Here is a 26367-nt window from a genome sequence, read left to right on the forward strand (position 1 = left end):
CGTCCGTCCTGGTGCGGAACCGTCCCTACGCGGGCGCCTTCGCGGCGGCAGGAACGGCGGCCCCCACTGAATCGGCCGGGGCGGCCAGGTCTGCCTCGCGGTCCGGCGCGAGCGGGTCGGTCACCGTGCCGGTCTCTTCATCGAGCAGCCCCTGCGCCAGCCTGGTCACCGCAGCGGGGACCGGCGGCGCCAGGTCGGCCACGGCGCGGAGACCGGACAGGACGTCGTCGGGTCGTACGGCAGGCGTCACGTGCCGAACAACCAGCCGCAGTATCGCACAAGGCTGGCCGGTCGGCCCATCAGCCGCCGAACCGTGCGTTTCCATACTCTCCAGGTCCACCACGGCGGACCGGGTGTCGAAGGTGCGCATGCCGTTCTTGGCCAGGCGCTGCACTTCCACGGTCTCGGCCCCGTTGAAGGCCGCGACCGCGTTCTCGGCCTCTGCCGGGTCCACGCCGTCCAGCCGCAGCTCCCACACGGAAGCGGTCAGCCGGTCGGCGAGCCCCGACGTACGGGCCTCGACCGCCTCGACGACGTCCAGCCCGGCGGGCAACGACTCGTCGAGAAGCTCACGCAGACGCTCCGGGTCGCAGTGCGCGGTGAGCGCGATCTCCAGGTACTCCGCCTCACTGCCCGTGCCGGTGGGTGCGGCATTGGCATAGGAGACCTTCGGGTGCGGCGTGAACCCCGCCGAGTACGCCATCGGCACCTCGGCACGGCGCAGCGCACGCTCGAAGGCGCGCTGGAAGTCACGGTGGCTGGTGAACCGGAGGCGGCCTCGCTTGGTGTAGCGCAGTCGGATGCGCTGCACCGCGGGTGCGGGCGGTGGGCCTTCGGGCTGTCGCTTGCCCAGTGGAACTTCTCCTCGTGTACGGCGGGAGGTCCGTGGCGCCGACCCTCGTCGTGGAGAGCGTCCGGTCCGGCACCCCTCCGGTGCCGTCCCGTCCGGATCACCCCCGCCTCGGCGGGGAGACTTCGCGCCCGGTCCTTCCCTCTAGAGTACGCGTTTCGGCCACGCCCGGTTCCCGGCGGGCCACCGGCCGCGAATCCCCGCGGAGTGCCCGGCGCAGGGGCCGCGCGGGCCCGCCGGCGGTGTCGCACTCTGCGGCGAACGCCTTCCGGGTGCCGCGCCTGCGCTGGGCGCGTGGCCCGCGCCGCGGGTCACCTGCGTCGTTCTCGGTCGATGCCGATCTCACTGATCCAGCGGTTGCGCCAGGGCGTGCTTGATCTGCCTGGTCCGCTCGTCGGCGAGGACCTCGACCCGGTCGTTCGCCAGGGCGTCCATGGTCTGCTCCGCCACGTCCGCCGCGCTGATCTTCGGTGCGTCGGTGAAGGAGCTGAGGTCCGTCTCCACGAAGCCGGCGTGGACGCCGATCACCAGCGTTCCCTGCTCGCGCAGGCCTTCCCGCAACGCCCCCGTCAACGACCACTCGGCCGCCTTGGAGGCCGCGTATCCGGGATACTCCGGCCGGGAGATCCAGGAGGCAGCCGACAGCATGTTCACCAGTGCGCCGCCGCCATTGCGCGCCAGGACCGGGGCAAAGGCACGGGAAACGGCCCAGGTGCCGAAGTAGTTGATCTCCATCGCCTCGCGCGCACCGTCGAGGGAGCCCGTCAGCAGCTTGGTCCCGAAACCTCCGACGCCCGCGTTGTTGACGACGATGCTGACGTCACCGGCGGTCTCGGCCGCCGCGGCGACGTCCTCCGGCTTGGTGACGTCCAGACGCAACGCGGAGAGCTGCTCGTCATCGACGCTCGCCGGATCGCGGACACCGGCGTAGACCTTGGCGGCTCCCCGCTCGATCAGCGCGCGAGCGAATGCGTGCCCGATGCCACGATTGGCCCCCGTCACCAGGGCAATCGACCCTTCGATCTCCATCGCGCCTCCTTCCCGCGGCCGCCCGCCGAGCACGGCAGACACCTCGAACCGGACCGCTTCGTGGCACGCCCATGTCCCCCACCAGCCTGCACCGGATGCCGCAACGACGCATTCGAGAGGGCGCGCAGCCGAACGAGACCCTCGACTCCGTCCGCGACCTGGACGAAGACGCCGAAGGGAGAGGGGATCTTCCCCTTGCTGAGGGCGTAGGCGCGAAGCCGCATCCCTGCCTAAACGCAGTTGCAACCTGTGGACGCGGAGGCCGGTTCGGTGGTCCGGGTGGTGCAGCAGCCGTCGCCGGTCGCGTTGGGGTCGACGCTCTTGCCGAGGGTGTCGGCGTCGGCCTTGACGACGTAGATCTCCCAGGGCTCCTTACCGGGACCGTGCACCCAGACCTTGTCCTGGAGGGCGTAGCAGCAGGAAGTGTCGTTCTCCTCGAAGGTGGCCAGTCCGGCGTCCTTGAGTCGGGTGGTGGCGGCGTCGACCTGGTCGGTGGACTCGACCTCGACGCCGAGGTGGTCGAGGCGGGTTTCCTTGCCGGGCTCGCCCTCGATCAGGACGAGCTTGAGCGGGGGCTCGGTGAGGGCGAAGTTGGCATAGCCCTCGCGTCGCTTGGCCGGTTCGGTGCCGAACAGCTTCGAGTAGAAGGTGATCGACGCCTCCAGGTCGCTGACACGGAGGGCGAGCTGAGCACGGGACATGACAGGGCTCCCATCGGCTTGCATCGACGCCTATCGATGTAACGCAAGCTTGCAGCTTGGATCGAAAGCTGTCAACATAGACGCATGTCGAAACAGGAGCTTGTGGTGCTCGGACAGGGCGACGAGAACGGCGCGTGCTGCCCCGGGCTGGTGACCGCTCCCCTGAACGAGGACCAGGCGGCGGAGCTGGCGAAGCTGTTCAAGGCGCTGGGCGACCCGGTACGCCTGCGCCTGCTGTCGATGATCGCCTCACGGACGGGCGGTGAGGTCTGCGTCTGTGACCTGACCCCGGCATTCGATCTGTCCCAGCCGACGATCTCGCATCACCTCAAGCTGCTGCGGCAGGCCGGTCTGATCGACTGCGAGCGGCGCGGCACGTGGGTCTACTACTGGGCGCTGCCCGCCACCCTCGAGCGGCTCGCCGCCTTCCTGAAGACGTCGCAGACGGCCGAGTCGACCGCGTGAGCACCCCACTGAGCCGCCGGGCCGCCGCCGAAGCTGTGGGGTCGGCTGCCCTGGTCGCGGTGGTCGTCGGCTCCGGCATCCAGGCCACCGAGCTGACCAGGGATGTCGGCGTGCAACTGCTGGCCAACTCGCTGGTCACGGTCTTCGGCCTGGGCGTGCTCATCGCGCTCCTGGAGCCGGTCTCCGGTGCACACTTCAACCCCGTCGTCACCCTTGCCGCCTGGCTCACCGGCCGCCGCAGCGAGGATGCACTGACCACGCGGGACGTCGCCGCCTACATCCCGGCCCAGATCATGGGAGCCATCGCCGGTGCCATCGTGGCCGACGCCATGTTCGGCAAACCGCTCGTCCAGTGGTCCACCCAAGACCGCTCCACCGGTCACCTGTGGCTGGGCGAGGTGGTCGCGACCGCCGGACTCGTCCTGCTGATCTTCGGCTTGGCCCGCTCCGACCGCGCCCACTTCGGCCCGGTGGCCGTGGCGTCGTACATCGGAGCGGCGTACTGGTTCACGTCCTCCACCTCGTTCGCGAACCCGGCGGTCACCATCGGCCGGGCCTTCACCGACACCTTCGCCGGCATTGCCCCCGGCTCGCTCGGCCCGTTCATCGTGGCCCAACTGGTGGGTGCCGCGCTGGGGCTGGTGCTGGTGCTTGCGATCTTCGGACGCCCAGCACCCGCACAGACCGCAGCCATTCCTCTCCGAGACGAACCCGAACTCGCCGCTCCCTAGTGCCCCGACAGGCAACGTTCGCCCCGTCGCGACGCCCGGCACGCACTCCCGCCGCACCGGACGCCGCTCCTTCACGGGCAAACATCACCTGCCGCGGCACTAACTCCCCTGACCGGCCTCCGCCCAGAAAGACACACCGGCCATGAACACCTCCGCTGAACGTCCCTCCGTGCTGTTCGTCTGCGTCCACAACGCCGGGCGCTCCCAAATGGCCGCAGCGTTCCTCACCCACCTCGCGGGCGACCGCGTACAGGTCCGCTCCGCCGGGTCCGCGCCCGCCGACACAGTCAACCCGGCCGTCGTCGAAGCGATGTCGGAGGCAGGCATCGACATCTCCGCCGAGGTGCCCAAGGTGCTCACGGCCGAAGCCGTCCAGGCCTCCGATGTGGTCATCACCATGGGCTGCGGCGACACCTGCCCCGTCTTCCCCGGCAAGCGCTACCTCGACTGGGAGCTCCCCGACCCGGCCGGACAGGGCGTCGACGCCGTCCGCCCCATCCGCGACGAGATCCAGAAGCGCATCCGCGGCCTGATCGACGAGATCGCCCCGGCGGAGCAAGCGTGAGTGCCGCGACCGAGGTTCGCATCGTGGCCATGGACCCCGAGCACGCCGACGAGGTCCTGAGGATCTACCGACTCGGCATCGACGAGGGCAACGCCACCTTCGAGACCGCCGCACCCACCTGGGAACGATTCAACGCCACCAAGCTGTCCGACCACCGGCGCATCGCCGTGGACCAGGGCGGCAAGGTGCTGGGCTGGGTCGCGGCGGTGCCGGTGTCCGACCGGTGCGTCTATGCCGGCGTGGTCGAACACTCGGTGTACGTCCACCCCGACGCCCGCAGCCGAGGAGTCGGCACGGCGTTGCTGAACGCGTTGATCGCCTCGACCGAGGCAGCGGGCATCTGGACCATCCAGTCAGGCATCTTCCCCGAGAACACCAGCAGCCTCGCCCTGCACCAGAGGGCGGGCTTCCGCATCATCGGCACGCGCGAACGCATCGGCCGGCATCACGGCGTATGGCGCGACGTCGTACTCATCGAACGCCGCAGCCTTGCGGTCGTATAGAGCGCACACCACGCATTCAAACGCCCCAAGACGCCAGCCCGAGAGGGCGCCGACGGCGCGGATTGGCGAGGAAGCAAAGCCCCAACCGAAGCGAATACGGCGGACACCTCGTCCTCGCTCACCCCACCAGCGCCCACCTCAGTGCACGTGACCACTCGCAGCCGGCGCCGGAGCCGCGTTCTTGACGGTCAGAGGCAGCAACTTCTTGCCTGTCGGGCCGATTTGAATCTGGGTGTCCATCTGTGGGCACACCCCACAATCGAAGCACGGGGTCCAGCGGCAGTCGTCGACCTCTGTTTCGTCGAGGGCGTCCTGCCAGTCCTCCCAGAGCCAGTCCTTGTCGAGGCCGGAGTCGAGGTGGTCCCAGGGGAGGACCTCCTCGTAGGTGCGCTCGCGGGTGGTGTACCAGTCGACGTCCACGCCGAAGGGGACCAGGGCCTTGTCCGCGCAGGCCATCCAGCGGTCGTAGGAGAAGTGCTCGCGCCAGCCGTCGAAGCGGCCGCCGTCGTCGTAGACGGCGCGGATGACGGCGCCGATACGGCGGTCGCCGCGCGAGAGCAGGCCCTCGACGATGCCGGGCTTGCCGTCGTGGTAGCGGAAGCCGATCGAGCGGCCGTACTTCTTGTCGCCGCGGATCTTGTCGCGGAGCCGCTGCAGGCGGGCGTCCGTCTCCTCGGCGGAGAGCTGGGGTGCCCACTGGAACGGGGTGTGCGGCTTGGGGACGAAGCCGCCGATCGAGACCGTGCAGCGGATGTCGTTGGAGCCGGAGACCTCGCGGCCCTTCTGGATCACACGGGTCGCCATGTCGGCGATCTGGAGGACGTCCTCGTCCGTCTCCGTGGGCAGACCGCACATGAAGTACAGCTTCACCTGGCGCCAGCCGTTGCCGTAGGCCGTGGCGACGGTGCGGATCAGGTCGTCCTCCGAGACCATCTTGTTGATGACCTTGCGGATGCGCTCGGAGCCGCCCTCGGGAGCGAAGGTGAGGCCCGAGCGGCGGCCGTTGCGGGTCAGCTCGTTCGCCAGGTCGATGTTGAAGGCGTCCACGCGGGTGGACGGCAGCGAGAGGCCGATCTTGTCGGCCTCGTAGCGGTCGGCGAGGCCCTTGGCGACGTCGCCGATCTCCGTGTGGTCGGCCGAGGACAGGGAGAGCAGGCCCACCTCCTCGAAGCCCGTCGCCTTCAGACCGGCCTCCACCATGTCGCCGATGCCCGTGATGGAGCGCTCGCGCACCGGGCGGGTGATCATGCCGGCCTGGCAGAAGCGGCAGCCCCGCGTGCAGCCGCGGAAGATCTCGACCGACATGCGCTCGTGGACCGTCTCCGCCAGCGGCACCAGCGGCTGCTTCGGGTAAGGCCACTCGTCCAGGTCCATCACCGTGTGCTTCGACACGCGCCACGGGACGCCCGACTTGTTGGGCACCACGCGGCCGATGCGGCCGTCGGGCAGGTATTCGACGTCGTAGAAGCCGGGCACGTACACCCCGCCCGTCCGCGCCAGGCGGAAGAGGAGTTCCTCGCGTCCGCCCGGGCGGCCCTCCGCCTTCCAGGCGCGGATGATCTCCGTGACCTCCAGCACCGCCTGCTCGCCGTCGCCGATGACCGCGCAGTCGATGAAGTCGGCGATCGGCTCGGGGTTGAAGGCCGCGTGGCCGCCCGCCATCACGATCGGGTCGTCGATCGTGCGGTCCCTGGCCTCCAGGGGGATCCCGGCCAGGTCCAGGGCGGTCAGCATGTTGGTGTAGCCCAGCTCCGTGGAGAAGGACAGGCCGAAGACGTCGAAGGCCTTCACCGGGCGGTGGCCGTCCACCGTGAACTGCGGGACGCCGTGCTCCCGCATCAGCGCCTCCAGGTCGGGCCACACGCTGTAGGTGCGCTCGGCCAGGACGCCCTCGCGCTCGTTGAGGACCTCGTAGAGGATCATGACGCCCTGGTTGGGCAGGCCGACCTCGTAGGCGTCCGGGTACATGAGCGCCCAGCGGACGTCACAGGACTCCCAGGGCTTGACCGTGGAGTTGAGTTCTCCGCCGACGTACTGGATCGGCTTCTGCACATGCGGGAGCAGAGCTTCGAGCTGCGGGAACACGGACTCGACGGTCTCGGCGGCTTCGGCAGGCATCTCGACGGACCTTCGTGAGCTGACAGGGGTGACCATCAAGCGTAACCCGGTCCCGGGACTGCCCCGAACGCCCGGAAGGCCGTCGCGGGGAGCGCTCAGAGGGCCGTCCTCCCCTTCTTCCCCTTCCTGGCCTGCTTCCTGGCCTGCTTCCTGGCCTTCCTGATCGCCCTCCAGGTGTCCGGCAGCCGTGCCTCCAGCTCGGCGGCGCGCTGCTCCTCGCGGCCGTGGAGCACCCCGTACGTGAAGGCGCTCTCCCCCGCCGCGTGCGCCTGTCCGGCCAGTTCGCGCAGGGTACGGCGGGCCATGACGCTGTCCTGGTGGTCGCCGAGCAGGGTCTGCAGCGACTTCGCCGCCTTCACCAGACCGGAGGCCGGATCGCCGAGGGCGGGTACGGCCGCCTCGGCCGCGTACCGGGTGGCCTTGGCCCTCTTGCGGGCCTCGTGCAGGGCGAGGTCGCGATCGTGGCCCGGCGGCTGGTCGAGGGCGTGCTGGAGCAGGGCGGAGAGCGCCGCGAGGTCCTTGCGTACGGCCTTGGCGATCACCTTGGCCGGTTTGCCGGCGGCCGCCGGGCGCAGCGGCGGGTCGGCGAGCAGGGCGTCCAGTGCGTCGAGGAGGGCCAGATGGCGGTCGCTGTCGAGGTCCGCGACGAGCCGTCGGCGCGCGTCGCCGTGGGCGGTCCCGGACCAGGTGCGCAGCCGGGTGCGGACGGGGCCGGTGACCAGGGTGTAGGGCAGGTCGTCGAGGGCGGCGGTGAGGCGTTCGGTGAGGACTTCCTGGTCGCGGTCGCGGCCGAGTTCGGTGGCGAGCCGTTTCAGTTCCGCGCGGAGCGGGTCGGTGACGGTCCGGTCCAGGACCGTGCGGTAGGTGCGCAGGGCGCTGCGCAGGCGGCGGGTGGCGACGCGCATGCGGTGGACGGAGTCGTACTCGTCGCGGCGTACGGCGGGGTCGAGTGCGACGAGGGCGTCGCGCTGGGCGCGCAGGTAGGCGAGGACGTGGTCGCCGGCCGTCTTCGGGGCCTTGTGCCGGGCCGTTGCGGGGCCGGGGTGGTCCGGCGTGGCGGTCTCGGTCAGGGCGCGGGCCAGTTTGGAGGGTGCCTGGGAGGGCCGTACGCCCGCTTCGCGCAGGCGGGCGTCGACGGCGTCGAGGAGGGCCGGGTCTCCGTCGTCGGCGAGTTCCACCTCGATCTCGGTCCACTGGGCCGCGCCGCCGTGGCCGGTCAGCCGTTCGGCGCGTACGGCGTCGACGGCGACCTCGGCGAGCGGGGTGCCGTCGGCGTCGACGAGGTGGCGGGTGCCGCGCCGGGTGCGGAGGCGGACCAGTGGGAGCAGTTCGCCGTCGCGGACGCGGGAGCGGACGAGCGCGGCGAGGGCGGGTGGCACGGTGTCGGAGAGGGGGGCGTGGATCTCGTCGCGTACGCCGGTGGTGACCGGGAGCTTGAGGTGCCAGCCCGCGTCGTGGCCGCCGGTGCGGCGGCGCAGGGTGAGTCCGTCGGCGGTGAGTCGTTCGTCGGGGGTGTCGTAGTAGACGGCGTCGAGTTCGGCGGCGCCCCGGTCGACGACGGCCGCGACCGGTCCGATGCCGGTCAGGAGGCCGGTGAGGTCGGGCGGCCCGCCGTCGCCGGTCTCGTACTTCCGCTCGATCTCCCTTTTCGCCTTCATGTCCGCCACGACCTTCATGTCCGCCATGACCCGAATCTAGTGCTGGTTCGGGTCCGGCGGCAGGTGTCCGGGTCGCGGGTCGCCGCTACGCCGACATGGGCCGCTGCACTCTGATCGACTGGAGCAGTCCGATCGCCACCCAGACCGCGAACATCGACGAGCCGCCGTAGGAGACGAAGGGCAGGGGCAGGCCGGTGACCGGCATGATGCCCAGGGTCATGCCGACGTTCTCGAAGGACTGGAAGGCGAACCAGGCGACGATTCCGGCGGCGACGATGGTGCCGTAGAGCTCGGTCGTCTCGCGGGCGATGCGGCAGGCCCGCCAGAGCACGACGCCGAGCAGCACGATGATCAGTCCGGCGCCGGCGAAGCCGAGTTCCTCGCCCGCGACCGTGAAGACGAAGTCGGTCTGCTGTTCGGGGACGAACTGGCCGGTGGTCTGGGAGCCGTGGAAGAGGCCCGCGCCGGTCAGACCGCCGGAGCCGATGGCGATGCGGGCCTGGTTGGTGTTGTAGCCGACTCCGGCCGGGTCGAGGCTGGGGTTGGCGAAGGCGGCGAACCGGTTGATCTGGTACTCGTCCAGGATGTGCAGCTGCCAGACGGCGATGCAGCCGACGACGCCCGCGGTGAGCAGGCCGAAGATCCAGCGGTTGGAGGCGCCGGAGGCGAGCAGCGCGCCCAGGATGATGGTGAGCAGGACCAGGACCGTGCCGAGGTCGGGCATGAGCAGCACGACCATGATCGGTACGGCGGCCAGTCCGAGCGACTGGATGACCGTGCGGTGGTCGGGGTACATCTTGTCGCCCGCGTCGACCCGGGCCGCGAGCAGCATCGCCATGCCGAGGATGATCGTGACCTTGACGAACTCGGAGGGCTGGAGGGAGAAGCCGCCGCCGAGGACGATCCAGTTGCGGTTGCCGTTGATGGTGGCGCCGAGCGGGGTGAGCACCAACAGCACGCCGGCGACCGAGAGCCCGTACAGGATCGGTACGACGTTGCGCAGGGTGCGGTGGCCGAGCCAGACGGTGCCGATCATGAGGGCGAACCCGATGCCGGTGTTCGTCAGGTGCCGGATCAGGAAGTAGTACGGGTCGCCCTGGTTGATGCCGGTCCGGTTGCGGGTGGCGGAGTAGATCAGGGCGGCGCCGATCGCGGACAGCGCGAGCGCGCAGAACAGCATCGGCCAGTCGAGCCGACGGGCGGCCGAGTCGCGGGCGAAGACCCGTGTCCAGCCGCCCCGTTGGGGGCCGTATCCGGAGATGGAGAAGCTGTTCGCGCCGGTCATGCGGTGGTCCTCCGGCTTCCGCTTCGGCGCTGGCGCCTACGGGTCTGGCGGTTGCCTGTGGTGGGCGAGGCGGTGGTCGCCGGCGGCAGCTGGTCGTTGGGTGACGTGCCGCCTTGCTGGTCGCCTGCCGTGGGACCGCCCTGCTGGTCGTTCGGCGTGGCGCCACCCTGCTGGTCGTTCGGCGTGGCACCACCCTGCTCGGCGGCCTGCTTGGCGTTCTCCTCCTGGTCCTTGGCCGGGTCGGCGGGGACCTTCGGGGCGGCGATCGAGCCGTCGGACCGGATCTGCGGCAGGCTCTTCTGCGGGGTGGGCAGCAGGGCCTTCTTGTTGTCGATGGAGCCGTCGCCCTGGACGCCGTACATGGCGCTGTAGATGTTGCGGACCGCCTCACCGGAGGCGCCGGAGCCGGTACCGGCCTGGGCGATGGTCATGATGACCGAGTAGTCCTTGGTGTAGGTGGCCAGCCAGGAGGTGGTCTGCTTGCCGTAGACCTCGGCGGTACCGGTCTTGGCGTGCAGCGGGATCTTGTCCTGCGGCCAGCCGGCGAACTTCCAGGCGGCGGTACCGCGGATGGCCACGCCGGCCAGGGCCTGGTCCATCATGTTGCGGGTGGCCTGGGTGACGGGCAGCTTGCCGTGGGACCTGGGCTTGATCTCGGTGACGTTCCTGCCGTCGGGGCTGACGACCGCCTTGCCGATGGTCGGCGTGTACATGGTGCCGCCGTTGGAGATCGCGCCGTAGATCACGGCCTCCTGGATCGGGGTGACGAGGGTGTCGCCCTGACCGATGGAGTAGTTGATCGAGTCGCCCTCGCGCAGCCTGTTGCCCTCCAGGCAGTTCTCGTACGCGATCTTCTCGACGTAGCTGCCGTCCTTCTTGCCGGTCTTGCACCAGCCGTCCTTGTTGGCCTCCCAGTACCGCTGCTTCCACTCGCGGTCGGGGACGCGGCCGGTGACCTCGTTGGGCAGGTCGACGCCGGTCTCCTTGCCGAGGCCGAACTGGTGGGCGGCCTTGTAGAAGTAGTCCTTGGGCTTGCCCTTCTTCGGGTTGATGCCGCCGTCCTTCTTCCACTCGTTGTCCGAGAGGTAGTAGAAGACGGTGTCGCACGAGACCTCCAGGGCCCGGCCGAGCGAGATCGGGCCGAAGTTCTCCCCCTCGAAGTTCTTGAAGACCTGGTTGCCGACCGAGTAGGAGCTGACGCAGGGGTAGTTGCCGTTGAAGTCGTAGCCGGCCTCGACCGCGGCGGCCGTGGAGACCACCTTGAAGGTGGAGCCGGGCGCGGACTGCCCCTGGATGGCCCGGTTGAGCAGCGGGTAGTTGGAGTTCTTGCCGGTGAGTGCCTTGTAGTCCTTGGAGGAGATACCGCCGACCCAGGCGTTCGGGTCGTACGTGGGCGCGGACGCCATGGCGACGATGCGGCCGGTCTTGGCCTCCATCACGACGACGGCCCCGGAGTCGGCCTTGTAGTTCCTGTTGGTGTTCTTGTCCCACTGGGTCCGGGCGGTCTTCATCGCCTTGTCCAGTTCGTACTCGGCGATCCGCTGGACGCGGGAGTCGATGCTGGTGACCAGGCTGGAGCCGGTCTCGGCCGGGTCCGACTTGGACTTGCCGATGACGCGGCCGAGGTTGTCGACCTCGTAGCGGGTGACGCCGGCCTTGCCGCGCAGTTCCCGGTCGTACTGCCGTTCAAGGCCGGAGCGGCCGACCATGTCGGAGCGCAGGTAGGGGGAGTCGGTGTCCTTGGCCCGCTGGATCTCGTCGTCGGTGACCGGTGAGAGGTAGCCGAGGACCTGCGCGGAGTTGGACTTGCCGGGCCCGGGGTAGCGGCGCACGGCCTCGGGTTCGGCGGTGATGCCGGGGAAGTCCTCGGCGCGTTCGCGGATCTGCAGGGCCTGGCGCGGGGTGGCCTCGTCGGTGATGGGGATGGGCTGGTACGGCGAGCCGTTCCAGCAGGGCTGCGGGGTCTTGGCGTCGCACAGCCGGACCTTCAGCATGACCTCGTCGACGTCCATGCCGAGGACGCCGGCGAGCTTGGTCAGGACCGCCTTGCCGTCGTCCTTCTGCTTGAGCAGGTCGGTGCGGGAGGCGGAGACCACCAGCCGGGTCTCGTTGTCGGCGAGCGGCACACCGCGGGCGTCCAGGATGGAGCCGCGCACGGCGGGCTGGACGACCTGCTGGACGTGGTTGCCGGAGGCCTCCTTCTGGTAGTGGGCGCCCTCGCGGATCTGGAGGTACCACAGCCGGCCGCCGAGCGTGCCGAGCAGGGAGAGGACGAGGATCTGGATGACGACGAGCCGGGTCTGGACGCGTGGGGTCCTGCCGGTCTCGGGAATATTTGTCATGGGTGCTGCCTCCCCCTCTCAGTGCGTGTAACGGACCGGTGCGGCCGGTGAAGCGGCCGACTGCCGTGCTCTCACAGGCGCTTGACCCCCTTGATGCGGCCGACCCGCGTGGTGCGGGTGCGGGCCTTGGCCTTCAGGCTGCCGAGCGCGCCGCGCCGGCCGCCGATGCTCAGCCCGGTGCCGGAGGAGAGCCAGCCGGAGGAGATGTCGGCCTTCTTGCCGGCGGAGCCGGTGTCGGCGAGGGGATCGTTCTCCGCGCGCCTGGCCAGCCACATGACGCCGGGAACGACGAAGGGCGCGAGCAGCAGGTCGTACACGGCGGCCGTCAGCAGCAGTCCGCCCAGGCCGACATGGCGGGCGGCGGTGTCGCCGACGAGGGCGCCGACGCCCGCGTACAGCAGGGTGGAGCCGAGGGCGGCGCCCACCACCACGGCCATGGGGCCGGTGGCCGACTTGACCTGGCCGTTCTCAGGCTTGATGAGTCCGGCGAGGTAGCCGATGACGCACAGCACGAGCGCGTAGCGGCCGGCGGCGTGGTCGGCGGGCGGGGCGATGTCGGCGAGCAGTCCGGCGCCGAAGCCCACGAGGGCGCCGCCGACATGGCCGTAGACCATGGCCAGGCCGAGCACGGTGAGCAGCAGCAGGTCGGGGACGGCGCCGGGCAGGTGCAGCCGGGACAGGACGCTCACCTGGATCACCAGGGCGACGACGACCAGCGCGGTGGAGAGCAGGATCCGGTTGATGCGCATGGGACGTGAGGCTCCTACTGCTGCGGCCGGTCGGGGGCGTAGGCGTCGGCGGAGGGGGTGACTGTCACGGTCACCGTGGGCGTCGGGGTGGGCTTGGGCTTCGGCGGCAGGACCTCGTCGCGCGGGTCCTTCTTCGGGGCCTGGACGACGACGCCGACGACGTCGAGTTTGGAGAAGCCGACGAACGGCGTGACGTAGACCGTGCGGGTCAGGTCGCCGCCGGAGGGGTCGACGCGGGAGACGACACCGACCGGGACGCCCGGCACGAAGGGCTTGTCGGCCTGGGAGCCGAAGGTGACCATGCGGTCGCCCTTCTTCACGTCCGACTTGCCGTTGAGGAGTTGCACGCGCAGCGGCCGGTCGCCCTGGCCGGAGGCGAAGCCGAGTTCGTCGCTGCCCTCCATCCGGGTGCCGACGGTGAAGTCGGGGTCGTTGGCGAGCAGCACGGTGGAGGTGCTGGGGCCCACGGTGGTGACGCGGCCGACCAGTCCGTCGGCGTTGAGGACGGTCATGTCGCGCTGGATGCCGTCGGAGGCGCCCGCGTCGATGGTGACGGTCCAGGAGAAGCCCTGGGTCGCCCCTATGGCGATGACCTGGGCGCCCTTGATGCCGTACTGGCCCTCGCCGGCCAGCTTCAGCATCTTGTTCAGCTGGGTGAGGCGGCTGCGCTTGCGGTCGTCGCTGCCGAGTTCGGCCTTGAGAGCGGCGTTCTCCTTCTCCAGCGCGGCGAGCCGGTCGTGGCGTTCGCCGGAGTCGCGGACCGCGGAGACCGCGTTGCCGACCGGGTTCACCGCGGCCGACACGCCGTTCTCGATCGGACCGAAGACGGTGGCGGCGGCCTGCCGGGCACCGTCCACCGGGGAGTTCTCCCCGCCGCGGATGTCCACCGTGATCAGCGCGAACGCGATGGCGATCAGCAGCACCAGGAGCAGCCGGCTCTCTTTCGTGTCCCTCACGTGCGGCGGCCGTGCCTTCCTCATAGGAACTGGGTGGCCCCGGCGAAGCGCGGTCTGCGCGCCATCCCAAGGGGCCCGCTTGCGGGAGCTTAAGCCTCTATATCAACGATCCGCCGTACGAGAAAAGATCATCTCGTACGGCGGAGTCGAAGAGTTGTGTCATCTGCGGGGCTGGGCGTCAAGTACCTGCTGGAGCGCCTCGAACTCCTCCACGCACTTGCCCGAGCCGAGCGCCACGCTGTCCAGCGGGTCCTCGGCGATGTGGATCGGCATGCCGGTCTCACTGCGCAGCCGCTCGTCCAGTCCGCGCAGCAGTGCGCCGCCGCCGGTCAGAACGATTCCGCGGTCCATGATGTCGCCGGACAGCTCCGGCGGGCACTTGTCGAGCGTCGTCTTGACCGCGTCGACGATCGCGTTGACCGGTTCCTCGATCGCCCTGCGCACTTCGGCGGCCGAGATGACGACGGTCTTCGGCAGGCCGGAGACCAGGTCCCGGCCGCGGATTTCGGTGTGCTCGTCGGAGTCGAGGTCGTACGCCGAACCGATCGTGAGCTTGATCTGTTCGGCCGTGCGCTCACCCAGCAGAAGGGAGTACTCCTTCTTGACGTGCTGGATGATGGCGTTGTCCAGTTCGTCGCCCGCGACGCGGATGGACTGGGCGGTGACGATGCCGCCGAGCGAGATGACCGCGACCTCCGTGGTGCCGCCGCCGATGTCCACCACCATGTTGCCTGTGGCCTCGTGGACCGGCAGGCCGGAGCCGATGGCCGCGGCCATCGGTTCCTCGATGATGTGCACCTGGCGCGCGCCGGCCTGGGACGAGGCCTCGATGACGGCGCGGCGCTCGACACCGGTGATTCCGGAGGGCACGCAGACGACGACGCGCGGACGAGCCAGATACCGCCGCTTGTGGATCTTCAGGATGAAGTAGCGGAGCATCCGCTCGGTGATCTCGAAGTCCGCGATCACGCCGTCCTTGAGCGGACGGACGGCGACGATGTTGCCCGGCGTGCGCCCGATCATCTTCTTCGCCTCGGCGCCGACCGCGAGGATCCCACCGGTGTTGGTGTTGATCGCGACGACGGACGGCTCGTTGAGTACGATCCCGCGACCCCTGACGTACACCAGCGTGTTGGCGGTCCCGAGGTCGACAGCCATGTCACGGCCGATGAACGACATTGAGTTCCCCATCAGGATTCGTCTGGCCTTCCCTGGGAGCTTTTGACGGCGGTTCAGGTACGGCGAGGTGGGTGCTGTGGCGTGAAGGCTTCCATCGTAGACGCGCCTGCACGAACACTGCGCGAGGGTCTTCGCCATTGTCAGCAGATGGCGTACCGACCCGCTTGTGGAGACGGTCCATCGGGGGCACTCGTTCCCCCGATCGGCACCGCGTATGCCACTGGGCGGCCGGGTTCGCGCGGCCGCCCAGGTCAGGCGGACTGCCGAGCTGACGGGTCGTCAGGTCGGCGGGGCCGGGGAGGGCTCTCGGGGGTCAGCCGCGGCCCGGGAAGAAGATCTTCACCTCGCGCTCGGCGGACTCCTCGGAGTCGGAGGCGTGGATCAGGTTCTCCCGGACGATCACGCCGTAGTCGCCGCGGATCGAGCCGGGGGCGGCGGCGATCGGGTCGGTCGGGCCGGCCAGCGCGCGCACGCCCTCGATGACCCGCTCGCCCTCGACGATCATGACGACGACCGGGCCGGAGGCCATGAACACCATCAGCGGCTCGTAGAAGGGCTTGCCCTTGTGCTCGCCGTAGTGCTGCTCCAGGGTCTCCGAGTCCAGGGTGCGCAGGTCCAGCGCGGTGATCTGCCAGCCGGCCTTGCGCTCGATACGGCTGATGATCTCGCCGGTCAGGCCACGACGGACGGCGTCGGGCTTGAGGATGACGAGGGTGCGCTGGGTCACGGGTGGCTCCTTCACCTGGCAGATGTGCGGTGGGACGAGGTTACAGGGCGTGTCGCCGTGCCTGTCACGCAGCGTCAGCCGGAGGGCCGGCCTCGGCGGCCTGCGCCGCGAATCTGGCCTTGGCCTCCTCGATCTTCCGCCCGAAGTGCACCGAGGCCCACCACAGGGCCGCGAAGATCACGCCCAGGAAGTACATCGTCGGCACGACCAGACCGGACGCGATCAGCGCGGCCTGGAGCACCCAGCCGAGGACCACGCCGCTGGGCCGGGTCACCACGCCGCACAGCAGCAGGCACAGCAGCATCGCGATGCCGCTGACCGTCCACACCGTCGTCATGGACAGGCCGGGGTCCTTCATCGCGACCAGCGCGGCGAAGCCGATGACGAAGAACTCGCCGATCAGGGTCGAGGAACACAGCGTACGCACGAGAAGTCAGCCTCTCCCCAGGAGCAGTCGGGCCTCACCGACGGTGATGACGGAGCCGGTGACGAGCACACCGCCGCCGGAGAACTCGCCCTCCTCCTCGGCGAGCGTGATCGCGGCCTCCAGCGCGTCCGGCAGCCGCGGCTCGACCTGGACCCGGTCCTCGCCGAACACCTCGACGGCGAGCGCGGCCAGTTCGTCGGCGTCCATCGCGCGGTGGCTGGAGTTCTGCGTCACCACGATCTCCGCGAAGATCGGTTCGAAGGCCTCCAGCAGACCGCGCACGTTCTTGTCGCCGCTGGCCCCGACCACTCCGATCAGGCGGCTGAAGTCGAACGCCTCCTGGACCGCCTCGGCGGTCACCCGCGCGCCCGCCGGGTTGTGCGCGGCGTCCAGCACCACGGTCGGCGAGCGCCGTACGACCTCCATGCGGCCCGGCGAGGCGACGGACGCGAACGCCTTGCGCACCGTCTCCGGGTCCAGCGACTCGGCGCGCTGCGCGCCGACGCCGAAGAACGCCTCGACGGCGGCGAGCGCCACGGCGGCGTTGTGCGCCTGGTGGGCGCCGTGCAGCGGCAGGTACACCTCGGGGTACTCGCCGCCCAGACCGCGCAGGGTCAGCAGCTGGCCGCCCACCGCCACCCGGCGGGCCACGACACCGAACTCCAGCCCCTCGCGGGCGACTGTCGCGTCGACGTCCACGGCCTTCTTCAGCAGCACCTGGGCGGCGTCCACCGGCTGCTGGGCCATGATCACGGTGGCGCCCTGCTTGATGATGCCGGCCTTCTCGCCCGCGATCTCGCCGGGCGTGGAGCCCAGGCGGTCGGTGTGGTCCAGGTCGATGGGGGTCACCACGGCGACGTCACCGTCGATGACGTTCGTGGCGTCCCAGCTGCCGCCCATCCCGACCTCGACGACGGCCACGTCGACCGGCGCGTCGGCGAAGGCGGCGTACGCCATGCCGGTCAGCACCTCGAAGAAGGACAGCCGGTACTCCTGCGAGGCGTCGACCATCTCCACGTACGGCTTGATGTCCTGGTACGTCTCGACGAACCGCTCGGCGGAGATCGGGGCGCCGTCCAGGCTGATCCGCTCGGTGATCGACTGCACGTGCGGGGAGGTGTACCGGCCGGTGCGCAGGTCGAAGGCGCCGAGCAGGGCCTCGATCATGCGGGCGGTGGAGGTCTTGCCGTTGGTGCCGGTGATGTGGATCGACGGGTACGACCGCTGCGGCTCGCCCAGCACGTCCATCAGCGCGGCGATCCGGCTGACCGAGGGCTCCAGCTTGGTCTCGCCCCAGCGGGTGGCCAGCTCCCCCTCGACCTCGCGCAGCGCCTGGTCGACCTCGGGGTCCTCCGGGCGCCCGGGTACGTCTGCCTGCGGCGGCCCGCCCTGCGTGCGCAGGGTGCGGCTGCCGGCCTCGATCACCGCGAGATCGGGGTCGCGGGTGGTCTCGGCCTCGATGATCTCGTCGAAGGAGTCGAGGGGGTCGGGCTGACCGCTGCGGTCCGGGGGGAGCTCACTCACGAGGCCAGTGTACGGAGGGCCGCTGACATACATGGGCGAAGGCCCCCGGAGTCAAGTGGCTCCGGGGGCCTTCGCCGCCCTGCTCCCCATGTTTGCGGGGTACTGCTTGTGCCTTACGCCTGCGGCAGCCGCTCCAGCTGCGCGGCGATCCGTGCGATGTCCTCCTCGGCCTTGGCCAGGCGGCCCCGGATCTTCTCCACGACGTTGTCCGGTGCCTTGGCCAGGAAGGCTTCGTTGCCGAGCTTCGCCGTCGCCTGGGCCTTCTCCTTCTCGGCGTTGGCCAAGTCCTTGGCCAGCCGCTTCCGCTCCGCCGCCACGTCGATCGTCCCGGAGAGGTCGAGGGCCACCTCGGCGCCGGAGACCGGCAGCGTCGCCGTCGCGGTGAAGGCATCGCCCTCCGGCTGGAGGCGCAGCAGCTGGCGGATGGCGGCCTCGTGCGGCGCCAGTGCCGTGCCGTCGAGGGTCAGCCGGGCCGGGACACGCTGACCGGGCTGGAGGCCTTGGTCGGCGCGGAAACGGCGGACCTCGGTGATGACCGACTGGAGGGACTCGATCTCCTTCTCGGCGCCCGCGTCCCGGAAGCCGCTGTCGGTCGGCCACTCGGCGACGACGACGGACTCGCCGCCGGTCAGCGTCGTCCACAGCGTCTCCGTGACGAACGGGACCACCGGGTGCAGCAGCTTCAGCGTGACGTCCAGGACCTCGCCCAGGACACGCTTGGAGACCTCGGCCGGCTCGCCGCCCGCCTGGAACGTCGTCTTGGACAGCTCGACGTACCAGTCGAAGACCTCGTCCCAGGCGAAGTGGAACAGCGTGTCCGACAGCTTGGCGAACTGGAAGTCCTCGTAGTACGCGTCGACTTCGGCGACGACCGAGTTCAGCCGGGACAGGATCCAGCGGTCGGTCGCCGACATCTTCGAGGCGTCCGGCAGTGGTCCGTCCACCGTCGCGCCGTTCATCAGCGCGAAGCGGGTGGCGTTCCAGATCTTGTTGGCGAAGTTGCGCGAGCCCTGGACCCAGTCCTCGCCGATCGGCACGTCGACGCCGGGGTTGGCGCCGCGGGCGAGGGTGAACCGGAGGGCGTCGGAGCCGTACTTGTCCATCCAGTCCAGCGGGTTGACCGCGTTGCCGAAGGACTTCGACATCTTCTTGCCGAACTGGTCGCGGACCATGCCGTGCAGGGCGATGGTGTGGAACGGCGGGGTGCCGTCCATCGCGTAGAGGCCGAACATCATCATCCGGGCGACCCAGAAGAAGAGGATGTCGTAGCCGGTGACCAGGACGGAGTTCGGGTAGAACTTCGCGAGGCTCTCGGTCTGTTCGGGCCAGCCGAGGGTGGAGAACGGCCACAGGCCGGAGGAGAACCAGGTGTCGAGGACGTCGGTGTCCTGCTTCCAGCCCTCGGCCTCGGTACCGGGCGGCTGCTCGTCGGGTCCGACGCAGACGACCTCGCCGCCGGGCCCGTACCAGACGGGGATCCGGTGGCCCCACCACAACTGCCGCGAGATGCACCAGTCGTGGAGGTTGTCGACCCAGTCGAAGTACCGCTTCTCCATCTCCTGCGGGTGGATCTTGACGCGGCCGTCCCGGACGGCGTCGCCGGCGGCCTTGGCCAGCGGGCCGACCTTGACCCACCACTGCATGGACAGGCGCGGCTCGACGGTGGTCTTGCAGCGCGAGCAGTGGCCGACGGAGTGGACGTACGGGCGCTTCTCGGCGACGATCCGTCCCTCGGCGCGCAGCGCGCCGACGATGGCGGAGCGGGCCTCGAAGCGGTCCAGGCCCTGGAAGGGGCCGTGGACGGTGATGACGGCGTGCTCGTCCATCACGGTGATGGCGGGCAGGTCGTGGCGCCGGCCGATCTCGAAGTCGTTCGGGTCGTGGGCCGGGGTGACCTTGACGGCGCCGGTGCCGAACTCGGGGTCGACGTGCTCGTCCGCGACGACCGGGATGGAACGGTCGGTCAGCGGCAGCTTGATGAGCTTGCCGACGAGGTGGCGGTAGCGCTCGTCGTCGGGGTGCACGGCGACGGCCGTGTCACCGAGCATGGTCTCGGCACGGGTGGTGGCGACGACGATGGTGTCGTCCCCGTCGCCGTACGTCATCGAGACGAGCTCGCCGTCGTCGTCCTGGTACTCGACCTCGATGTCGGAGATGGCGGTCAGGCACCGGGGGCACCAGTTGATGATGCGCTCGGCGCGGTAGATCAGTTCGTCGTCGTAGAGCCGCTTGAAGATGGTCTGGACGGCCTGCGAAAGACCCTCGTCCATGGTGAAGCGCTCACGGGACCAGGCGACGCCGTCGCCGAGGCGGCGCATCTGGCCGGAGATCTGCCCGCCGGACTCGTTCTTCCACTGCCAGACGCGCTCGACGAAGGCCTCGCGGCCGAGGTCGTGCCGGGACTTGCCCTCCTTGCCGAGTTCACGCTCGACGACGTTCTGGGTGGCGATGCCGGCGTGGTCCATGCCGGGCTGCCACAGCGTCTCGTGGCCCTGCATGCGCTTGCGGCGCGTGAGGGCGTCGATGAGCGTGTGCTCGAAGGCGTGCCCCAGGTGGAGCGAGCCCGTGACGTTCGGCGGCGGGATGACGACGGTGAACGGCGGCTTGTCGCTCTTCGCGTCCGCCTCGAAGTAACCCCGCTCCACCCAGCGCTCGTACAGCGGCCCCTCTACGTCGGCCGGCGCGTACTGGGTCGGCAGTTCGGTGTCGGGCGCTGGTGGCTGCTGCTGAGCGTTCTCGGTCACGGGGTCAGTTTAGATGCGTCACCGCGCTGTCCCGAACCGCATTTGTTTCGTAACGGTGGCGGCCCCGACGACATGGTGTGGGCGTACCTGGGCCAGGATGTCAGGGACACATAAGTATCTGGAGGGGAACCCAGGAAATGAGCGAGAACCAGCCGGGCCCGTACGGCGGGCAGCCCCAGCAGCCCGGGCCGTACGGCCAGCCTGGTCCCTATGGCCAGCAGCCGCCGCAGGGACCGCCGCAGCCCGGCTACGGCTACCCCCAGCAGGCCCCTCCCCCCCAGCCGCAGCCCGGCTACGGCTATCCGCAGCAGCCCGCCGCCCCGGGCGTCCCGCCCCAGCCGAACCCCTACGGCCAGCAGCCCCCGTACGGCCAGCCTCCCTACGGCGGCGCCCCGCAGCCCCCGGCCGCCGGTGGTGGCGGCAAGAAGACGGGCCTGATCATCGGCGCGGTGGCGGTCGTCGCGGCGATCGCGGTGGGCGCGTACTTCGTGATCGGCGGGGGCGGCGGCTCCGGCATCAAGGACGACGGCCCGCACAAGCTGACGACGCCGGCGACGGTGCTGACGGAGTACAAGAAGTCCGACAGCGACAGCGGCACCATGTCGAAGAACGACATGAAGGACGCCGGCAAGTGGGGTGTGCACGACCCCAAGGACGTCAGCGCCCTTTACCAGGCCGGGGACAAGGACAACCCCCTGAGCCTGAAGATGATCCAGTTCGGCGGCGTGTACGGCACGATCGACAATCCCGAGAAGACCGTCGACGCGACGTTCGCGCACATGAAGGGCGAGGCCAAGAAGAGCAACAGCGACGAGAAGTTCACGTTGACCGGCGAGCCGAAGGTCTACAGCCCCGCCTCGCTGGGCGACGCCGTTCTCAAGTGCCAGCAGGCCAAGGCCGACAACTCCACCGGCGGCGCGGGTGAGCCGAAGGAGATGAACATGACGATCTGCATCTGGGGCGACCACAGCACGCTCGGCGTCGTCATGCCGATGGACGTCGTCAACCTCGCGGCGGGCAAGAGCGGCGACCCGGCGGCCGACGCCGAACTCACCGCCAAGTTCCGCAACGAGGTCCGCGTCAAGGCCTGACACTTACGGAAAGGGGCCCCGGTCGTCGACCGGGGCCCCTTTCTGGTTTCGTGCGGCGGCTACGCCGTCTTCTGCTCGCCCGGACCGCGGCCGCGCGCGTCGCGCGGGATCAGGGTCGGGTTGACGTTGGAGAGGACGACGTCGGCCGTGATGACCACGCGGGCCACGTCCTTGCGGGACGGGACCTCGTACATCACGCCCTGGAGCACCTCCTCCATGATGGCGCGCAGGCCGCGGGCGCCGGTCTGGCGGAGGATGGCCTGGTCGGCGATGGCCTCCAGGGCCTCGCGCTCGAAGTCCAGCTCCACGCCGTCGAGTTCGAACAGGCGCTGGTACTGCTTGACCAGGGCGTTGCGCGGTTCGACGAGGATCTTCAGGAGCGCCTCGCGGTCCAGGTTGTGGACCGAGGTGATCACCGGCAGACGGCCGATGAACTCCGGGATCATGCCGAACTTGACCAGGTCCTCGGGCATGACGTCCTCGAACTGGTCCTTGGTCTCCAGCTCCCGCTTGGAGCGGATCGTCGCGCCGAAGCCGATGCCCTTGGCACCCGCCCGGCCCTCGATGATCTTCTCCAGGCCCGCGAAGGCACCGCCCACGATGAACAGGACGTTCGTCGTGTCGATCTGGATGAACTCCTGGTGGGGGTGCTTGCGGCCGCCCTGCGGCGGGACCGAGGCCGTGGTCCCCTCCAGGATCTTCAGCAGGGCCTGCTGGACACCCTCGCCCGAGACATCGCGGGTGATGGAGGGGTTTTCACTCTTCCGCGCGACCTTGTCGATCTCGTCGATGTAGATGATCCCGGTCTCGGCCTTCTTGACGTCGTAGTCGGCCGCCTGGATCAGCTTCAGCAGGATGTTCTCGACGTCCTCGCCGACGTACCCGGCCTCCGTCAGCGCCGTGGCGTCGGCGATGGCGAACGGGACGTTCAGCATGCGGGCCAGTGTCTGGGCCAGCAGGGTCTTGCCCGAGCCCGTGGGGCCCAGCAGAAGGATGTTGGACTTGGCGAGTTCGATGCCGTCGTCCCGGCCCTGCGCGCCGCCGTTCTCGCCGGCCTGGACGCGCTTGTAGTGGTTGTACACCGCGACGGACAGGGCTTTCTTCGCGGCCTCCTGGCCGACGACGTACCCGTCCAGGAACTCGTAGATCTCGCGGGGCTTGGGCAGTTCCTCCCAACGCACCTCGCTGGTCTCCGCGAGTTCCTCCTCGATGATCTCGTTGCAGAGATCGATGCACTCGTCGCAGATGTACACACCGGGCCCTGCGATGAGCTTCTTGACCTGCTTCTGGCTCTTGCCGCAGAACGAGCACTTGAGCAGATCGCCGCCGTCACCGATGCGTGCCACGGTGTGCTTCCCCTTCGCCTGGGAGACGCCTAGGTCCAGCGGCTCCTGGTGCTGCCTTATGTCGACGGTACCTTGCCGGGCCCCTCGTTCGGGCCCCCCTTGGCACGGTTCGCTTTGACGTGCACCGTGCCAAGGAGTGGCAGACGATACTGCCTCCCGTCAGCGGACGGACGCGTTGTTCATCTTGCGGGTGGAGATGATCTGGTCGATGAGCCCGTACGACAGGGCCTCCTCGGCCGTGAGGATCTTGTCGCGCTCGATGTCCTCGCGGATCTTCTCGATCGGCGTGGTGGAGTGCTTGGCCAGCATCTCCTCCAGCTGCGCACGCATCCGGAGGATCTCGTTGGCGGCGATCTCCAGGTCGGAGACCTGACCGCGGCCGGTCTCGCTGTACGGCTGGTGGATCAGCACCCGGGCGTTGGGCAGGGCCATGCGCTTGCCCGGCGTGCCGGCGGCCAGCAGGATGGCGGCCGCGGAGGCGGCCTGGCCCATGCAGACGGTCTGGATGTCGGGCTTCACGAACTGCATCGTGTCGTAGATCGCGGTGAGCGCGGTGAAGGAGCCGCCGGGGCTGTTGATGTAGACCGAGATGTCCCGGTCGGGGTCCATCGACTCCAGGCACAGGAGCTGCGCCATGACGTCGTTGGCGGAGGCGTCGTCGATCTGGACGCCGAGGAAGATCACCCGCTCCTCGAAGAGCTTCGCGTACGGGTCGTACTCGCGGATGCCCTGGGAGGTGCGCTCCACGAAGCGCGGGATCACATAGCGGGATTCGGCCGTGGGGCCGGTGTACTCGGCACGCGTACGGTCGTAGAGGCCGCTGCCGGGGAAGTCGTTCACGGTGTCTCCTGGAAAAGGGCTGGGCGGTCGGCTGGGGCTGGCTGGGCTGCGCGGAGGTCTCGGACGCCCGCACGGGGCCGGGACTCCGCGGGAGCGGCTCAGGGGGCCTCGTGGGCCCCGTGAGCGGCTCAGGCCCCGGTGCCGCCGCCGCCCGGCATGCCGGCGGCCGTGGGGATGACGTCGTCGATGAGGCCGTACTCCTTGGCCTCGTGGGCGTCGAACCAGCGGTCGCGGTCGGAGTCGCGGGTGATCTGCTCGACCGACTGGCCCGTGTGGAAGGAGGTCAGCTCGGCCATGCGCTTCTTGGTGTGCAGCAGCCGCTCGGCGTGGATCTTGATGTCCGAGGCGGAGCCCGCGAGGCCGGCGGAGGGCTGGTGGATCAGGATCTCGGCGTTCGGCAGCGCGAAGCGCTTGCCGGGCGTGCCCGCGCTGAGCAGGAACTGCCCCATCGAGGCCGCGAGACCCATGGCGATGGTCACCACGTCGTTCTTGATGAACTGCATGGTGTCGTAGATCGCCATGCCGGCCGTGATCGAGCCGCCGGGGCTGTTGATGTACAGGTAGATGTCCTTGTCCGGGTCGGCGGCAAGGAGCAGCAGCTGTGCGGTGATCTTGTTCGCGATGTCGTCGTCGACCGGCTGGCCGAGGAAGATGATCCGCTCGCCCAGCAGCCGGTTGTAGACCTGGTCGCCGAGGCCACCACCGATGGAAGGCTCGCCGGCGGCGGAGGGCATCAGATTCGTCACGTATCCACCTGCTCGTCTTACGACGGCGCCGGGCCGTCTCACGTGTTCCTGCCAGGGGCTGGGGACTCCCCTGCCCCCGTACTCATGGACCCTAACGCGCGGCCCCCTTCGGCGAATCCCGCTGAGGGGAGTGTTCGCCGGGGGCGTAGCGCGCGGGCTTCCGGAAAAGCGAACGGGCCCCAGGTCACCAACGTACCTGGGGCCCGCCCTCCGTGCGCATCCGTATGGCGTACGGATCAGGCCTCGGCCTTCTCCTCGCCCTCGCCCTCGGCGGCGGTCTCGGCCTCGGTGGCCTCGTCCTCCTCGTCGTCCAGGTCGACGATCTCGCCGTTGGTGTCCTTCACGGTCGCGGCCTCGACCACGACGGCCAGGGCCTTGCCGCGGGCGACCTCGCCGACCAGCAGCGGAACCTGGTTCTGCTCGACGACCGCCTGGGCGAACTGGTCGGGGGACATGCCGGAGGAGGCGGCGCGGCGCATGAGGTGCTCGGTGAGCTCCTCCTGGTTGACGTTGAGCTTCTCCGTCTTGACCAGCTCGTCGAGGACGAACTGGGTCTTGATGCCCTTGACCGCGGCCTCGCGGGTCTCGGTCTCGAACTCCTCGGCGGTCTTGCCCTGGATCTCCAGGTACTTGTCGAGGGTGAGGCCCATCTGGCCGAGCTGGTGGTGCTCGAGGTTGTGCTTGCGGGTGTTGATCTCGTCCTCGAGCAGCTTCTCGGGGACCGGGACCTCGACCAGCTCGAGCAGCTTGTCCAGGACGCGCTCCTGGGCCTGCGTGGCCTGGTCGAACTGCTTCATGTTCTCGAGGCGCTTGCGGCTGTCCGCGCGCATCTCCTCGAGGGTGTCGAACTCGGAGGCGAGCTGAGCGAAGTCGTCGTCCAGCTCAGGCAGTTCACGCGCGGCGACCTGGGAGACCTTGACGGTGACCTCGGCCTCCTTGCCGGCCGCGGAGCCGCCCTTGAGCTCGGAGGTGAAGGTGGCCTCGCCACCGGCCTCCTGGCCCTTCACGGCGTCATCGATGCCGTCAAGGAGCTCGCCGGAGCCGATGGTGTAGGAGACGCCGTTGGCCACGCCGTCCTCGAGGACCTCGCCGTCGACCTTGGCCTCCAGGTCGATGGTGACCACGTCGCCGTCCTCGGCGGCGCGCTCGACCGGGCTCGTCGAGGCGAAGCGCTCACGGAGCTGCTCGACGGCCTTGTCGACGTCCTCGTCGGTGACCTCGACGGCGTCGACCTCGACCTCGATGCCGGAGTAGTCCGGGATCTCGACGGTCGGGCGGACGTCCACCTCGGCGGTGAAGTTCAGCGTCTCGCCGTCCTTCAGCTCGGTGATGTCGACCTCGGGCTGGCCCAGCGGGTTCAGTTCCGCCTCGTTGACCGCCTCGGTGTAGAACTTCGGCAGCGCGTCGTTGACGGCCTCCTCCAGAACCGCACCGCGGCCGAACCGCTGGTCGATGACGCGGGCCGGGATCTTGCCCTTGCGGAAGCCCTTCACCGTGACCTGCTGGTTGATCTTCTTGTACGCCGCGTCGAGGCTGTCCTTGAGCTCCTCGAAGGGCACCTCGACAGTGAGCCGAACCCGGGTCGGGTTCAGGGTCTCCACGGCGCTCTTCACGGTTCGGTCTCCTTGTGGCTGACTGCTTGGATTCTGCCGGGGCCAGACGGGCCCGGCGGATTTCGCCCCGCCCGGAGGAGTTCGCAGGCCCAAGCAGGACCGGACACACGGGCGCGCAGTTTGCATAGTAACCGCAGCCACTCCGCGCCCCCAAAGGCGATCACGCGTGGTGACGCCG

The 26367-nt window shown here is 69.5% G+C and carries 23 protein-coding genes; 5 read left to right on the forward strand and 18 right to left on the reverse strand.

Features of this window, described 5'->3' with window-relative positions; translation table 11 throughout:
• Positions 1 to 25: 25 nt before the first annotated feature.
• The 3 genes from OIE49_RS12915 to OIE49_RS12925 all read right to left on the reverse strand — a co-directional run bounded on the left by OIE49_RS12915 (position 26) and on the right by OIE49_RS12925 (position 2580).
• The gene (locus tag OIE49_RS12915) at positions 26 to 811 is read right to left on the reverse strand and encodes a TIGR03936 family radical SAM-associated protein (RefSeq protein ID WP_100566859.1); all 786 of its coding nucleotides are present in this window, start codon (positions 809 to 811) and stop codon (positions 26 to 28) included.
• 381 nt (positions 812 to 1192) lie between these two features.
• Positions 1193 to 1879: an SDR family oxidoreductase gene (locus tag OIE49_RS12920; protein ID WP_326802438.1), complete on the reverse strand. Its 687-nt coding sequence runs from the start codon at positions 1877 to 1879 to the stop codon at positions 1193 to 1195.
• Positions 1880 to 2109: 230 nt separating this feature from the next.
• Positions 2110 to 2580, reverse strand: coding sequence for an ArsI/CadI family heavy metal resistance metalloenzyme (locus OIE49_RS12925; RefSeq protein ID WP_326802439.1), 471 nt, complete (start codon positions 2578 to 2580; stop codon positions 2110 to 2112).
• An 84-nt stretch (positions 2581 to 2664) separates the two neighbouring features.
• On the opposite strand from OIE49_RS12925, the gene OIE49_RS12930 reads away from it, so the two are divergent.
• From OIE49_RS12930 to OIE49_RS12945, 4 genes are all read left to right on the forward strand, one after another.
• A complete protein-coding gene (locus tag OIE49_RS12930; RefSeq protein ID WP_326802440.1) occupies positions 2665 to 3045 on the forward strand; it encodes an ArsR/SmtB family transcription factor in 381 nt (126 codons plus the stop codon).
• Entirely contained in the window at positions 3042 to 3776 is a 735-nt protein-coding gene (locus OIE49_RS12935) for an MIP/aquaporin family protein (RefSeq protein ID WP_326802441.1), read from the forward strand. The genes OIE49_RS12930 and OIE49_RS12935 overlap by 4 nt, the downstream gene beginning before the upstream one ends.
• Before the next feature lie 142 nt (positions 3777 to 3918).
• Complete coding sequence (locus OIE49_RS12940; RefSeq protein ID WP_326802442.1) at positions 3919 to 4341, forward strand: arsenate reductase ArsC; 423 nt, start codon at positions 3919 to 3921, stop codon at positions 4339 to 4341.
• Positions 4342 to 4370: 29 nt separating this feature from the next.
• Positions 4371 to 4844: a GNAT family N-acetyltransferase gene (locus tag OIE49_RS12945; RefSeq protein WP_402497264.1), complete on the forward strand. Its 474-nt coding sequence runs from the start codon at positions 4371 to 4373 to the stop codon at positions 4842 to 4844.
• Between the two features lie 138 nt (positions 4845 to 4982).
• Here OIE49_RS12945 and OIE49_RS12950 read toward each other — a convergent pair whose 3' ends face one another.
• From OIE49_RS12950 to OIE49_RS13000, 11 genes are all read right to left on the reverse strand, one after another.
• Positions 4983 to 6962, reverse strand: coding sequence for a TIGR03960 family B12-binding radical SAM protein (locus tag OIE49_RS12950; RefSeq protein WP_326802444.1), 1980 nt, complete (start codon positions 6960 to 6962; stop codon positions 4983 to 4985).
• 95 nt (positions 6963 to 7057) lie between these two features.
• Positions 7058 to 8629 carry a CYTH and CHAD domain-containing protein gene (locus tag OIE49_RS12955; RefSeq protein ID WP_326806214.1) on the reverse strand — a complete coding sequence of 524 codons (1572 nt, stop codon included), beginning with the start codon at positions 8627 to 8629 and terminating at the stop codon, positions 7058 to 7060.
• A 76-nt stretch (positions 8630 to 8705) separates the two neighbouring features.
• Positions 8706 to 9905 carry a rod shape-determining protein RodA gene (gene rodA / locus OIE49_RS12960; protein WP_100566847.1) on the reverse strand — a complete coding sequence of 400 codons (1200 nt, stop codon included), beginning with the start codon at positions 9903 to 9905 and terminating at the stop codon, positions 8706 to 8708.
• On the reverse strand, positions 9902 to 12247 hold the full coding sequence (gene mrdA, locus OIE49_RS12965; RefSeq protein WP_326802445.1) for a penicillin-binding protein 2: 2346 nt from the start codon (positions 12245 to 12247) through the stop codon (positions 9902 to 9904). The genes rodA and mrdA overlap by 4 nt, the downstream gene beginning before the upstream one ends.
• 71 nt (positions 12248 to 12318) lie before the next feature.
• Positions 12319 to 12996: a rod shape-determining protein MreD gene (gene mreD, locus OIE49_RS12970; protein ID WP_326802446.1), complete on the reverse strand. Its 678-nt coding sequence runs from the start codon at positions 12994 to 12996 to the stop codon at positions 12319 to 12321.
• Positions 12997 to 13010: 14 nt separating this feature from the next.
• Entirely contained in the window at positions 13011 to 13952 is a 942-nt protein-coding gene (gene mreC, locus OIE49_RS12975) for a rod shape-determining protein MreC (protein ID WP_326802447.1), read from the reverse strand.
• Positions 13953 to 14111: 159 nt separating this feature from the next.
• A complete protein-coding gene (locus tag OIE49_RS12980; RefSeq protein WP_100566843.1) occupies positions 14112 to 15131 on the reverse strand; it encodes a rod shape-determining protein in 1020 nt (339 codons plus the stop codon).
• A gap of 313 nt (positions 15132 to 15444) precedes the next feature.
• A complete protein-coding gene (gene ndk / locus OIE49_RS12985) occupies positions 15445 to 15858 on the reverse strand; it encodes a nucleoside-diphosphate kinase (RefSeq protein WP_100566842.1) in 414 nt (137 codons plus the stop codon).
• Positions 15859 to 15922: 64 nt separating this feature from the next.
• On the reverse strand, positions 15923 to 16285 hold the full coding sequence (locus OIE49_RS12990) for a DUF4233 domain-containing protein (protein ID WP_326802448.1): 363 nt from the start codon (positions 16283 to 16285) through the stop codon (positions 15923 to 15925).
• A 6-nt stretch (positions 16286 to 16291) separates the two neighbouring features.
• The gene (gene folC, locus OIE49_RS12995; protein WP_326802449.1) at positions 16292 to 17809 is read right to left on the reverse strand and encodes a bifunctional tetrahydrofolate synthase/dihydrofolate synthase; all 1518 of its coding nucleotides are present in this window, start codon (positions 17807 to 17809) and stop codon (positions 16292 to 16294) included.
• 113 nt (positions 17810 to 17922) lie between these two features.
• On the reverse strand, positions 17923 to 20553 hold the full coding sequence (locus OIE49_RS13000) for a valine--tRNA ligase (protein ID WP_326802450.1): 2631 nt from the start codon (positions 20551 to 20553) through the stop codon (positions 17923 to 17925).
• Between the two features lie 137 nt (positions 20554 to 20690).
• Here OIE49_RS13000 and OIE49_RS13005 point away from each other — a divergent pair, with 137 nt between their 5' ends.
• Entirely contained in the window at positions 20691 to 21644 is a 954-nt protein-coding gene (locus tag OIE49_RS13005) for a hypothetical protein (protein WP_326802451.1), read from the forward strand.
• Between the two features lie 59 nt (positions 21645 to 21703).
• On the opposite strand, the gene clpX is transcribed toward OIE49_RS13005, so the two are convergent.
• The 4 genes from clpX to tig all read right to left on the reverse strand — a co-directional run bounded on the left by clpX (position 21704) and on the right by tig (position 26189).
• Positions 21704 to 22990: an ATP-dependent Clp protease ATP-binding subunit ClpX gene (clpX, locus tag OIE49_RS13010; protein WP_100566838.1), complete on the reverse strand. Its 1287-nt coding sequence runs from the start codon at positions 22988 to 22990 to the stop codon at positions 21704 to 21706.
• Between the two features lie 159 nt (positions 22991 to 23149).
• Positions 23150 to 23830 carry an ATP-dependent Clp protease proteolytic subunit gene (locus tag OIE49_RS13015; protein ID WP_326802452.1) on the reverse strand — a complete coding sequence of 227 codons (681 nt, stop codon included), beginning with the start codon at positions 23828 to 23830 and terminating at the stop codon, positions 23150 to 23152.
• 128 nt (positions 23831 to 23958) lie between these two features.
• Entirely contained in the window at positions 23959 to 24564 is a 606-nt protein-coding gene (locus tag OIE49_RS13020) for an ATP-dependent Clp protease proteolytic subunit (RefSeq protein WP_199836507.1), read from the reverse strand.
• Between the two features lie 248 nt (positions 24565 to 24812).
• Positions 24813 to 26189: a trigger factor gene (tig, locus tag OIE49_RS13025; protein ID WP_100566835.1), complete on the reverse strand. Its 1377-nt coding sequence runs from the start codon at positions 26187 to 26189 to the stop codon at positions 24813 to 24815.
• Positions 26190 to 26367 lie beyond the last annotated feature (178 nt).

It is taken from the genome of Streptomyces sp. NBC_01788 (assembly GCF_035917575.1).
Lineage (GTDB): Bacteria > Actinomycetota > Actinomycetes > Streptomycetales > Streptomycetaceae > Streptomyces.

Bases quoted from the DNA above. Each gene is read 5' to 3' on its own strand.
- OIE49_RS12980 (WP_100566843.1), bottom strand. From the start codon at position 15,131: ATGTCGTTCATCGGCCGTGACATGGCTGTCGACCTCGGGACCGCCAAC.
- OIE49_RS13020 (WP_199836507.1), bottom strand. From the start codon at position 24,564: ATGCCCTCCGCCGCCGGCGAGCCTTCCATCGGTGGTGGCCTCGGCGAC.
- rodA (WP_100566847.1), bottom strand. From the start codon at position 9,905: ATGACCGGCGCGAACAGCTTCTCCATCTCCGGATACGGCCCCCAACGG.
- mreD (WP_326802446.1), bottom strand. From the start codon at position 12,996: ATGCGCATCAACCGGATCCTGCTCTCCACCGCGCTGGTCGTCGTCGCC.
- OIE49_RS12940 (WP_326802442.1), top strand. From the start codon at position 3,919: ATGAACACCTCCGCTGAACGTCCCTCCGTGCTGTTCGTCTGCGTCCAC.
- OIE49_RS12950 (WP_326802444.1), bottom strand. From the start codon at position 6,962: ATGCCTGCCGAAGCCGCCGAGACCGTCGAGTCCGTGTTCCCGCAGCTC.
- OIE49_RS12920 (WP_326802438.1), bottom strand. From the start codon at position 1,879: ATGGAGATCGAAGGGTCGATTGCCCTGGTGACGGGGGCCAATCGTGGC.
- OIE49_RS12930 (WP_326802440.1), top strand. From the start codon at position 2,665: ATGTCGAAACAGGAGCTTGTGGTGCTCGGACAGGGCGACGAGAACGGC.
- OIE49_RS12925 (WP_326802439.1), bottom strand. From the start codon at position 2,580: ATGTCCCGTGCTCAGCTCGCCCTCCGTGTCAGCGACCTGGAGGCGTCG.
- mrdA (WP_326802445.1), bottom strand. From the start codon at position 12,247: ATGACAAATATTCCCGAGACCGGCAGGACCCCACGCGTCCAGACCCGG.
- OIE49_RS12945 (WP_402497264.1), top strand. From the start codon at position 4,371: ATGGACCCCGAGCACGCCGACGAGGTCCTGAGGATCTACCGACTCGGC.
- OIE49_RS13005 (WP_326802451.1), top strand. From the start codon at position 20,691: ATGAGCGAGAACCAGCCGGGCCCGTACGGCGGGCAGCCCCAGCAGCCC.